Origin of the sequence: Streptomyces sp. NPDC028722 (assembly GCF_040637655.1) — a bacterium.
GTDB lineage: Bacteria > Actinomycetota > Actinomycetes > Streptomycetales > Streptomycetaceae > Streptomyces.
Map to the genome: position 1 here is coordinate 1 of NZ_JBEZWU010000012.1, position 11,462 is coordinate 11,462.

Here is an 11,462-nt window from a genome sequence, read left to right on the forward strand (position 1 = left end):
AGCGACCACTCGTGATTCGTCAGATCCCCCCGACCCATGCCCCAACCAACGAGTGTCCGGTCGCAAAGTCACATGATCTGCCGGACAGAACCTAGGGCCGATCGCCGAGAACCTGTCCCCGCCGGTGTCCAGTTGGGCAGTCACGGTGCGCCGTGTCGTTTTCGGCCCGCTCATGAACGGGGATCCGCCGCTGACGCAGAAGGACATCGCGCAGCGTCTTCTGCGTGCGGTGGCTCCTGACGCTCGGGACGAGGAACCGGGCACCCTGGCCGGCGAGGCTGAGGGCCAGCTCGACAAGCCTGGCGCTGCGCGAGGCAAGCGGTCGGATCCGCTCCGGTCGGGCCGTGGGGAGCCGTCGGTGCGGCGGATGGCCAAGGGCGAGATGGTGCCCACGCGTGATGTCCTTTTTGATCTGTTAAGCGTTCTGGAGGAGGAGCGCGGTACGCCGAGTCGCCAGGACGTGGAGGAGCTGTGGGCGGCGTACAAGCCGGCACTGCGAGAGCGTTCGCCCTTCGTGTACCAGGTGTACGAGGTGGTCGACGCGTACGCCGGTACGCGCCTGCTGGTGGGTTTGCAGCAGCATGGGATCGCCCGGCTCGAGAGGAGTCTGGAGCAGCACAAACTTCGGGGGGCGCGGCTGGACGAGCGGGTGAAGCGGGCACGGCGGGTGCAGGCTGTCCAGCGGCGGGCGCTGGGAACCGCCGGGCGGGAGATGGACCGTCTGCGTGTGCGAGAGCAGCGTGTGAGGCACGAGCTGGAGGATGCCTCCGCCGAGGTGGCCAGGATGCGTCAGGACGTGGCCACGGCCCGAGCGCAGGTCGAACACTGGCAGGAACAGGCCGAATGGCACCTGCGGGAGAAGGAGGAACTCCGACAGGAGTCGGTGGCGCAGCGGGAGGCCTGGCAGGAGCGGGAAGCACTCTTGCTGGAGCGACTCGCCCAGGCCTGCGAGACCCTGCAAGCGGCCGCTGAACAGGCCGCCGTGGTCGAGGCGGCCATGCGGGCGCGGGAGACCCACTGGCGTGATCAGGCCCAGGCCGGCCACGCTGCGGCCCGCTCGGCGCGCGCCGATGCCGACGCCGCCCGCAGCCAGGCTTCGGTGGCACGTGCGGAAGCGGAAGCAGCGCGGGAGGAAGCCGCACAGGCGCTTCGAGCACAGCGAGACCGTGCCGACGCGCTCGTTGCCGAAGCCGGCGCGGAGCAGGAACAGGCTCAGCACACCATCGGCCGCTTGCAGGAGGAACTGCGTCAGGCTCACGCTCAACTGCGTGCGGCGCAGCAGGACGCGACGCGACAGGACGCGCAGCTGACCGCGTTCGTTGCCGAGCGAGCGCTGAACGCTGACCTCGATGACATCGTCAGCCAGGTCCTCGCCCAGCACGAAGAACTGGGCCCTGAGGAACCAGCCTGGATTGACCCACGAGCTGAAGCAATCCATAGCCCCAGCTCGGAGCAATGGTCGTCAACTCTGACGCGGGGCGCTCACCCTGCGGTCGCAGCCGCACCTGCACAGCCCATGGGCGACGCCGGGCGTCCCGGCAGTACGGAAGAGCCACGTGAGAACGATGGTCCGGTGGCCGCCCAGGGCGAGACCACCCCAGACGCCCCTGCCCCCTCGTCCGTCCTGCCGGCCTGTGACACAGCTGAACGGCAGACACCCGCGTGCACGTCACAGCTGCGCACCCCGCAAGGGCGGCCCAGCAGATGGACGGGGGAACGCAAGGTGCTCCTTGGAGGGTGTGCCGGGTTCGTCGCGGTGACTGCGCTGCTCGCTCTTTTCCTGGCGTTCGTCCCGGCCCCGCCCGGACCAGTCACCTATGCCTCCGGCAGCAGGCCCACCGTCGATCAGTCAGGCGTCGGCATGTTCGGCGAGAGCACCACCACCTACACCTGGACGTTACGCAGCGCGCGCGCCGTCCGAACTCGCTTCACGCTGACGGATCAAGCCAGCACCCTGCCGGGCAATCTCACCGCTCAACCCGCGAAAGGCTGTCCTCCGCACGTGCGATGGACTCTGACCGCCGACGGCAAGACCGTCGCAGAGGGCACCCTCGCCGACACCGACACCCACAAGGTCAAGGCAGCGATCCCCGACAGCGCCAAGGCCCTCGACCTCAGCGCCGCATACGCACAGGGCAACACCTGTACCACCACCCTGTCCTGGATCATCGGAACGTGACGTGCCGCTGTCCCAGCCGTTGCAAGGGCCGGTTGCGGTGCGACGACCCCGCAGAAATCAGAGGGAGCAGGGTTGCACCGCGGCTTCCGCGAGCCGGTGCCCGGCACACCTGCCCTCCGCGGCGTGCCGGGCCCCGGCCCGCCGCCGGGGACACAGAAAGCCCTCCGCGAGCGACTTGGCGGAAGCAGTACGGCGAGCCCGGAACGCGGGAGGTGCCATTTTGGTGGCCCTTAGACGGGTGGTGAAGCGTGGTGTGCCAACCCCTTGGCATCCGGCCAGGAAGTCGACGCGAAAACCCGTTTGGCGGACCACCGCGACCACTGCTACGTTTCCGGCAGCCGTGCCAGACAACGAGGAGGTGGTACCCGTGAACGTATCGACATGGGTGCTCTCCTGCGGGGTCACGGTCGGGCGATAGGTCGTCGTCCGGGAGCGCCGTTCCAGTGCACTCCCGAAAGGCACGACCATGCGATTCACTTCCGAACAGCGTCTCGACGACGACGTCCTCGAGCGCGCATTCACCCTCGGTGAGTTCCCCGGCATCCTGTGGATGCCCGCGTCCGCATCCCCATCCGCACCGGTCCCGCTGATCCTGCTCGGCCACCCCCCGCTCGGACTGCGCAAGATGTACCCCCGGCTGGTGGCCCGGGCCCGGCACTCCGCGGCGCAGGGCTTCGCCGCGGCCACCATCGAGCTCCCCGGGAGCGGTGACCGGCCCCGTTGGGCCGCCGCCGAGCAGGCCCGTGCCGACCTGCGCCGGGCTATGAAAGCAGGCGAGCCGGTCGGCGACGACATCATCGACGCCCTCGTCCTCCCGCTCGTCGAGAAGTCGGTCCCGGAATGGCAGGGTGCCCTGGACGCCCTCCTGTCGCTGCCCGAGATCGGCGGCCCGGTCGGGTACTCGGGGGGAGTGATCTCCATCGGCATCCGGTTGGCGGTGGTCGAGCCACGCATCGTGGCCGCCGGCTTCTTCGCCGGGAGTTTCGTGCCTCGCGCCATGTTCGAGGAGGCCCGCCGGATCACCATTCCGCTGCATGTCCTGTTGCAGTGGGACGACGAAGGGAACGACCGGCAGGCAGCCCTGGACCTGTTCGACGCCTTCGGCAGCAGGGAGAAGTCCCTGCACGCCCATATGGGCGGGCACACGGGCGTCCCGCAGTTCGCAGGGGAGGAAGCGGCCGGGTTCTTCGCCCGGCACCTGAAGTGAGGCCGGTCCGTCCGGCGGGCAGCAGACGGTAAGCCGTGTCGGCCAGGATGGCGCTCAGCTGGCGGGCAGGTCCCAACGCTCCGCTGCCGTTTACACCGCGGGCCCGTGCCGACTCGCAGGGGCCCGCGCTGCCCGAAGCCATGAACTGTTCGATGCCCGCAGTGCTTCGGGTGCTGCCCGATCTCGTGTCCGCATGCTGTCGGGTCTCGTGAACAGAGTCGCGGAACTCTCAACACGGCGCAGGCGCTGACCGCCCTCCCCCGCCGGTGCCGACGCGGGGGTCCCCAACTCGACGTGGGGGATGTGCTCGCCTTTTGACTGGACACCGGAGCGGGTCCCGGTCGCCGGTCATCCGCGGTGGGCATCCCGCTGGCGTGGCAGACCGGCCACCTCGTCGACCAAGGGCTGGACCCGGTAAGGGATGACCGCGCTCAGCGCGATGACCGTCGAGCTGCGGCGGACGCCCGGTACCTCGAGGACTTGGTCGATCACCTGTTGCACGTGCTGGTTGCTCGTGCCCGCGATGCGACACCAGATGTCCCCGGGGCCCGTCACGATGTGGGCCTCGAGGATCTGCGGCACGGCGCGGAGGCGCGCGGCGATGGCCTCACGGGCCGGCTGGTTCACCTCGAACGTGGTGAACGCCTCGACCACATGCCCGAGAGCGGCGACGTCCACGTCCGGCCCGTAGCCGGTCACCACCCCGGAGCGGGTCAGCCGGTCCAGGCGTGCCTGTAGCGTGCCGCGCGCGACGCCGAGTCGGCGGGCGATCTCCAGCAGGCCCTCACGCGGACGCTCCCGGAGCAGGCGCAGCATCCGGCCGTCGAGCGGGTCGAGTCCCTGCCGTGCCACCGCACCTGCCGATCTGCGCCCCGGAGGACACCCTTACGCCTCATTCGTTGTCAGATTAGCAAGGCGATGCGGCACCTGTTGTCAGTCTGACTGCCGGTGTCCCACGCTGAGGACTCCCGGTCCACGAGGAGTAGTCGTGAGGCAGCACAGCCACCCGTTCGTCCCCTACCGGCCCGCTCGGTACGACCAGGCCGAGACGGTGCGGCGGGGAGAGGACTTCGTGTCCTTCCTCGACCGTCGGCGCAGCGTCCGGTTCTTCAGTGACGAGCCGGTCCCGCGCAGGTGCGTCGATCTCGCCATCACCGCGGCCAACACCGCTCCTTCCGGGGCCCACTTGCAGCCGTGGAAGTTCGCCGTGATCGGCGACGCCGAGACCAGACATCGCATCCGGGTCGCCGCCGAGCAGGAGGAGCGGGTCAATTACGAGGGCGGCCGGATCCCACCCGAGTGGCGTGCCGCGCTGGCACCCCTCGAAACGACCGCGGACAAGAGCTTCCTCGACGTCGTGCCGTGGATCGTCGTCTGCTTCGCCGAGAAGAGCACCGCGCTGCCGGACGGTTCACTGCGCAAGAACTACTACGTGAACGAGAGTGTGGGCATCGCTTGCGGCTTCTTCATCGCGGCACTGCACGCGATGGGTCTGAGCACCCTGACGCACACGCCCAACCCGATGGGCTTCCTCACCCGGATCTGCGAGCGGCCCGGTAACGAACGGCCCTACGTCCTCTTCCCGATCGGCTACGCCGCGGCCGACTGCGAGGTCCCGTACCTGACCCGCAAGTCGCTGGCAGAAGCGACCACGGAGAGCCCGCGCCCGCTCTGACATCCAGCAGCTCCCCTGAGGCCGGCGATGCGGCTGGGTCAGCACCGGGCAGCGGTAGGCCGCGCGGAACAGCGTGCCGACGACCAGCAGGCCGACCAGGACCAGCAGGCCGCTCCCCTCCCGGGCGCGAAGTCAGTGGTCGGCCGGGCCAAGCACGCTGCGGCAGTGCCCCCAGGCCGACTCCGACAGCAGCGGCCGCCATCGGGTGAACAGGTCGAGCAGGTCGGCCCCGTAGCGGGCGCGGACCTCCGGGCTGACGTCGGCGATGTCCAGTTCGTTGGCGGCGGTGAGTTCGGCGAAGTCCCGGCGCGCCGCGGGGCTCGGTCGCGTCCGCGTGCCGGTGAACCGGTCGACGAATGTGCCCTGGCTTTCGGTCAGCCCCTGGTAGGACGCCTTGCGGTCGCAGCAGGCGTAGAAGTAGACCAGTGCTTCCGCCTCGACGCCGATCGCCTCGACCAACTCCGCCCGGCGCCCCAGATCCAGCAGGGCGACGGGAAAACCGTCGGTCCCGTAGAAGGCATGGCACAGCCCGGCCGATTGCAGCGCCGGGCGGGCGTCCCACGAGGCGAGGAGGGCGCTGACGCGCCGCAGGTGGGCCAGCAGCGTTCCGCCGGGATGCCCGATGTCCTCGGCTCCGGCCGCCCGCAGGATCGACAACGCCTTCGCGGTCATCTGCCCATCACCCCTCCTGAGGATCACCGTCCGCTCTGTGACACCCATGGCGGACGGTAACCGCACGGGCCGGCTGCGGTTCGGTGTCTCCACGTCCGCTCCGCCCTCCTCGCCTGTCTCTACGTCCTGGCCCGCGAGGGGGTCGCGCTCGACGGCGTACGGCTGCTGCGCCGTGTCACCTTCCAGGCCGACGAGCCGCGCGACGCGCTGACCCTCGCCGGGTACCTCGGCCTCCACCGGCGCGAGACCCGGCGGAGGGGCCCCCGGGCTCCTGGGCGGGCCTCCGACCGGGTCCCGCGCCGACCGGTGCCCTGGGTGCCTCGTGCGCGGCAGACGCCTCCGGCCCGGGCGAACCCGGCCGGTTCCCGCCTGGAGCAGTGTCCGCCTGGACACTCTTGCCGCCCGCGTTCAGAACGTCGGCGCGGACTCCCCCGGCGCCACGAGCCGCCCACCGGCTTCGCTCAGGCATCCGCCCGGCGCGCCCGGCTCCGGCACGCGCGTGCGCGACGACCTCGGCGGGGCGGGCCGGGTGTTCGGGCCGTGCCGACCGGGGCGGGCTCTTGCCGCGGGACCCCGCGGGACCGACGAAGGCGAGGAGTGCACTCTCCTCGCCACTCTCAACTTATAGCGCGATGGGGGGCTTGCCGCAAGGCCCCGGTCACGGCGCAGAATCGTCGGCCGAGGCCGGAACCGCGGGGACGGTGCACGGCGTGCGTGCGCCGCCGTCGACCGCGGGGGGCGCCGCGAGCGCGTCCCGCAGGGGGACGGCCGCGCGGTGCGGGCGCCCGGTACGAGGGCGCGCGGGTGCGCACCGCCTGACGGGACCGCGCGGTCGACCGGCTCGTCGTGGGAAAGGGCGATCAGGAATGGGGATGTGCGTGACACGGGGTGTGACGGGATCGACGGCGCCGCTGGCGCGATCGGCCACCGCAGGGCAGGCAGGCCGGGCCGCTTCGGAGGTACGGCCATGACCGAGCGGTACGTGCGGGAGCTGCACGAGGTCGACGAGACGCAGATCGCGGTCGTCGGCGGCAAGGGCGCGCACCTGGGCGGGCTGTCACGGATCGACGGTGTCCGCGTGCCGGACGGCTTCTGCGTGACGACGGACGCCTTCCGGCGGATCTCGGCGCAGGCGCCGTCCCTCGAGGACCGGCTCGATGAGCTGTCCCGCTCGGGTCCGGACGACCGGGAGGCGATCCGCACGCTCAGCGCGCAGATCCGTCGGACCGTCGAAGGGATCGCCGTCCCGGACGATCTCGTGGCGGCGATCAGCCGTGCGCTCGCCCGGCTCGGCGAGGGAGCCGCGTACGCCGTCCGGTCCAGCGCGACGGCGGAGGACCTGCCGACAGCCTCCTTCGCCGGTCAGCAGGACACGTACCTGAACGTCGTGGGGACGGACGAGGTCCTCCGGCACGTCAGCCGGTGCTGGGCCTCGCTGTTCACCGAGCGGGCCGTGACCTACCGTCAGCGCAACGGCATCGACCACCGCAAGGTCCGCATGGCCGTGGTGGTGCAGCGGATGGTCGTCCCGCACGCGTCCGGCGTCCTGTTCACGGCCGACCCCGTCACGGGCAACCGGACGGTCGCCACCGTGGACGCCGGTTTCGGGCTCGGCGAGGCCCTGGTCTCCGGCCTGGTGAACCCGGACGTCTTCAAGGTGCGGCACGGCGAGGTCGTCGCCAGGACGATCGCCACGAAGCAGCGGGCCGTTCAGTCCCTGCCGGCCGGCGGCACTCGGGTGGTGGCGATCGACTCCGCGCGGCGGGACGAGCCGTCGCTGACAGATGCACAGGTCCTACGGCTCGTGCAGCTCGGGCGGCGCATCGAGGCGCACTTCGGCCGCCCTCAGGACATCGAATGGTGCCTGGTCGACGACGGCTTCCACATCGTCCAGAGCCGGCCGATCACCACGCTGTTCCCTGTCCCGGAGGCGGACGACCGGGAGAACCACGTCTATGTGTCCGTCGGCCACCAGCAGATGATGACGGACCCGATGAGGCCCCTGGGGCTCTCCGTGTGGCAGCTGACGGCCATGGCACCGATGCACGAGGCCGGCGGGAGGCTGTTCGTCGACGTCAGCCGGCGCCTGGCCTCGCCCGCGAGCCGCGCCGGCCTCCTGGACATCGTGGGGAGGGGCGATCCGCTGGTCAGGGACGCACTGGAGACCGTCCTGGACCGCGGCGACTTCATCCCGTCGCTCCCGGACCCGGCTCCCGGGCGGCCGGCGGCCGGCGGCAGACCCGCCCCCGTCGCGACCGATCCGGCCGTCGTCACCCAGCTGATCGAGCGCAGCCAGGCGTCCCTCGCCACCCTGGAGCGCGACATCCGGACGAAGACCGGGCCGGCGCTGTTCGACTTCCTGCTGGAGGCGTTCGTGGAGCACCGGCGGGTCCTCGGTGATCCGCTCAGCCTGCAAGTGATCATGGCGGGGATGGAAGCCACCTGGTGGCTCAACGACAACCTGCGGGAGTGGCTGGGCGAGAAGAACGCGGCGGACACGCTCACGCTGTCCGCCCCCGGCAACATCACCTCGGAGATGGGACTGGCGCTGCTCGACGTCGCGGACGTGATCCGTCCGCTGCCGGAGGTGGTGGCGTTCCTCAAGGGCGTCGAGGACGAGGGCTTCATGGAGAAGCTGACGAGTCTTCCGGGCGGGACCGAAGCACGCAAGGCCCTCGCGGAGTACCTCGACCGGTACGGCATGCGCTGTGTCGGCGAGATCGACATCACGCGCCCGCGCTGGCGCGAGCGCCCCAGCACGCTGGTGCCGTTGATCCTCGACCACGTCAGGAACTCCGGACCGGGTGTGGCCGGGCGGCGCTTCGCGCAAGGGCGACGAAGGGCGCAGGAGAAGGAGCAGGACGTGCTGTCGCGGCTGCGGGCCCTGCCGGACGGGGACCGGAAGGCCGACGAGACCAAGCGGATGATCGACCGGGTCCGCACCTTCATCGGCTACCGGGAGTACCCGAAGTATGACGTCGTCAGCCGCTACTTCCTCTACAAACAGGCGCTGCTGGGGGAGGCCGAACGCCTGGTGCGGGCGGGCGTGGTCCCCGAGGAGGAGGACGTCTTCTACCTCACGTTCCAGGAGTTCCACGACGTCGTGCGCTCGCATCGGGTGGACGACGAGCTGATCCGGCGGCGCAAGGACGCGTTCCGGTCGTATCACGCGCTCACCCCGCCCCGGGTGCTCACCTCGGAGGGCGAGATGGTCACCGGGAGGTACCGGCGCGACGACGTGCCGGCCGGCGCCCTGGTCGGCCTACCGGTTTCCGCCGGGACCGTCGAAGGGCGGGCCAGGGTCGTCCTCGACATGGCGCAGGCCGACCTCGAGGCGGGCGACATCCTGGTCACGACGTTCACCGACCCGAGTTGGTCGCCGCTGTTCGTCGCGATCGCGGGCCTGGTGACGGAGGTGGGCGGTCTGATGACCCATGGGGCGGTGATCGCCCGGGAGTACGGTCTGCCGGCCGTCGTGGGTGTGGCGCAGGCCACCCGGTTGATCCGGGACGGGCAGCGGATCCGCGTGCACGGAACCGACGGGTACGTCGAGATCCTGTCCTGACCGGCCGTACCGCGGGTTCGTCCATGGCTCCGGCCGGGTGACGCCGGCCGTCGACGGCGACCCGTGCGGGGCGCGGGCGGGATGTCCCGTCCGCGTCCCGCACCTGGCCACCTCGGTCGGGCACCGGTGTCCGTCCGTCACCTGGGCTCGGCATCGCTCCACTTCTCGTCTACTTGACGACATCAACGCCTCTGATTATCGTCGCATTGACGAAATCGAGGGGGTCCACCATGGCCGACATCACCCGGCGCTTCGGCTGGCGCCATCTGCGCTCCGCGCCCACCGCACACATCCGCCACCACCACCGCGGCCGGCTCGTCCACGACGGCCGGGGCCTCAGCTTCTGGTACCGGTCACTGTCGGCGGCGCTCTCCGAAGTACCGGTCGACGACCGGGAACTGGCCATGGCGTTCCACGCCCGTACGGCCGACTTCCAGGACGTCACCGTGCAGGCCACCGTGACCTACCGGATCAGCGACCCGGCCGAGGCGGCGGACCGGCTCGACTTCTCCGTCGACCCGGACAGCGGGAACTGGCGCGGCACACCGTTGGAGCAGATCGCCACCCTCCTCACCGAGACCGCGCAGCAGCACACGCTGGACGTACTGGCCCGGACCCCGCTGGCCCTCGCGCTGGTGGACGGCGTCGCCTCCGTGCGGGACCGGGTCGCCGCCGGTCTCGCCGCCGAGCCCCGCCTGCCGGCCACCGGCATCGACGTGGTGGCCGTGCGCGTCGTCGCGATCCGGCCCGAGGCCGAGGTGGAGCGCGCCCTGCGCACCCCGGCCCGCGAGCAGATCCAGCAGGAGGCGGACCGGGCCACCTACGAGCGGCGGGCCGTCGCCGTCGAACGTGAGCGTGCCATCGCCGAGAACGAACTGGCCAGCCAGATCGAACTGGCCCGGCGCGAGGAGCAGTTGGTCGATCAGCGCGGCACCAACGCGCGGCGCGAGGCAGAGGAGGAGGCGGCGGCCGACGGCGTACGGACCGAGGCCGAGGCGGCCCGCACGGTCCGCCTGGCCCGCGCGGAGGCCGAGGCCGCGCGCGCGACGGGCGCGGCGCGCGCCGAGGCCCAGGCCGCCTGGCTGGGGGTGCACGGCGAGGTCGACCCGGTCACGCTGCACGCCCTGGCGGCGACCCGGCTGGCGGAGAACCTGCCGCGGATCGAGAGCGTCACCCTCTCCCCCGACGTGCTCACCGGCCTCCTCGCGAGGATCGGGCGCCCGGACGGCCGGGCGGACGCGTGAGCCTGGCACCGCGGGTGGTGCTCGTGCACCGCAGGACCGAGTACGAAGAACTCCTCGCCCGGCACGGCACGCACGGCCAGGCCGCGTTCTTCCTCTCCAGCCGCGGCCGCTCGATCGACGAGGTGGCCCGCCGCCATGCCGCCACCCGGCAGGCACTGCGGGACGTGGCGGCGGCGGTACCGCTCACCTGGCGCAGTTCCCGGGTGGAGCGGGCGGATCTGGACCGCTTCCTGTTCGCCCCGGAGGACGTGGTGGTCGTGGTCGGCCAGGACGGCCTGGTCGCCAACACCGCGAAGTACCTCTCCGGACAGCCGGTGGTGGGCATCGACACCGATCCGGGGCGCAACCCGGGGGTCCTGGTCCGGCACCGCTGCGCCGACGCGGCCGGGCTGCTGCGTGCCGCGACCGCCGCCGGGGACCGGGTGGAGGAACTGACCATGGTCGAGGCCGTCGCCGACGACACCCAGCGCCTCCTCGCGCTGAACGAGGTGTACCTGGGCCCGCCGGGCCACCAGACGGCCCGCTACCGGCTGGGCACCCGCGACGCGGCCGACCCGGGCCAGGCCCAGGCGTCCTCCGGGGTGCTCGTCGGCACGGGCACCGGCGCCACCGGCTGGCTCCGCTCCCTGTGGCTGGAGCGCGGCAGCACCGTGCCGTTGCCCGCGCCGCGCGACCCGCGGCTGCTTTGGTTCGTGCGCGAGGCGTGGCCGTCGCCCGCGACCGGGACGTCCAGGGTCGCGGGCGAGCTGGGGCGCGGACAGGCGCTGTGGCTGACCGTGGAGTCGGACCGGATGGTCGTCTTCGGGGACGGGATGGAGGCCGACGCCCTGGAACTGACCTGGGGGCAGAGCGTACAGGTGGGCATCGCGGCGTCGTCGCTGCGCCTGGTGACGTGAGCGCCCCGCCTCCGGCTTCGCTCA

At 71.5% G+C, this 11,462-nt stretch carries 8 protein-coding genes; 6 read left to right on the top strand and 2 right to left on the bottom strand.

Features of this window, described 5'->3' with window-relative positions; genetic code table 11:
• Nucleotides 1-172: 172 nt before the first annotated feature.
• Both AB0F03_RS19685 and AB0F03_RS19690 read left to right on the top strand, forming a co-directional pair.
• Nucleotides 173-2,179, top strand: a complete 2,007-nt coding sequence (locus AB0F03_RS19685; RefSeq protein ID WP_361993323.1) for a hypothetical protein — start codon at nucleotides 173-175, stop codon at nucleotides 2,177-2,179.
• A 466-nt stretch (nucleotides 2,180-2,645) separates the two neighbouring features.
• Nucleotides 2,646-3,386, top strand: a complete 741-nt coding sequence (locus tag AB0F03_RS19690; RefSeq protein WP_361993326.1) for an alpha/beta hydrolase — start codon at nucleotides 2,646-2,648, stop codon at nucleotides 3,384-3,386.
• Between the two features lie 348 nt (nucleotides 3,387-3,734).
• Here the strand turns inward: AB0F03_RS19690 and AB0F03_RS19695 are convergent, their stop codons facing one another.
• A complete protein-coding gene (locus AB0F03_RS19695; RefSeq protein ID WP_361993329.1) occupies nucleotides 3,735-4,238 on the bottom strand; it encodes an Lrp/AsnC family transcriptional regulator in 504 nt (167 codons plus the stop codon).
• A gap of 136 nt (nucleotides 4,239-4,374) precedes the next feature.
• Here AB0F03_RS19695 and AB0F03_RS19700 point away from each other — a divergent pair, with 136 nt between their 5' ends.
• Complete coding sequence (locus tag AB0F03_RS19700; RefSeq protein WP_361993331.1) at nucleotides 4,375-5,061, top strand: nitroreductase family protein; 687 nt, start codon at nucleotides 4,375-4,377, stop codon at nucleotides 5,059-5,061.
• A 132-nt stretch (nucleotides 5,062-5,193) separates the two neighbouring features.
• Here AB0F03_RS19700 and AB0F03_RS19705 read toward each other — a convergent pair whose 3' ends face one another.
• On the bottom strand, nucleotides 5,194-5,733 hold the full coding sequence (locus AB0F03_RS19705; RefSeq protein ID WP_361993779.1) for a DUF6817 domain-containing protein: 540 nt from the start codon (nucleotides 5,731-5,733) through the stop codon (nucleotides 5,194-5,196).
• Nucleotides 5,734-6,700: 967 nt separating this feature from the next.
• On the opposite strand from AB0F03_RS19705, the gene rph reads away from it, so the two are divergent.
• The 3 genes from rph (at nucleotide 6,701) to AB0F03_RS19720 (ending at nucleotide 11,438) form a co-directional block, all read left to right on the top strand.
• Nucleotides 6,701-9,298 carry a rifamycin-inactivating phosphotransferase gene (gene rph, locus AB0F03_RS19710; protein WP_361993334.1) on the top strand — a complete coding sequence of 866 codons (2,598 nt, stop codon included), beginning with the start codon at nucleotides 6,701-6,703 and terminating at the stop codon, nucleotides 9,296-9,298.
• A 230-nt stretch (nucleotides 9,299-9,528) separates the two neighbouring features.
• Nucleotides 9,529-10,542, top strand: coding sequence for an SPFH domain-containing protein (locus AB0F03_RS19715; protein ID WP_361993337.1), 1,014 nt, complete (start codon nucleotides 9,529-9,531; stop codon nucleotides 10,540-10,542).
• Nucleotides 10,539-11,438, top strand: a complete 900-nt coding sequence (locus AB0F03_RS19720; RefSeq protein ID WP_361993340.1) for a hypothetical protein — start codon at nucleotides 10,539-10,541, stop codon at nucleotides 11,436-11,438. Before AB0F03_RS19715 ends, AB0F03_RS19720 begins: the two co-directional genes overlap by 4 nt.
• Nucleotides 11,439-11,462 lie beyond the last annotated feature (24 nt).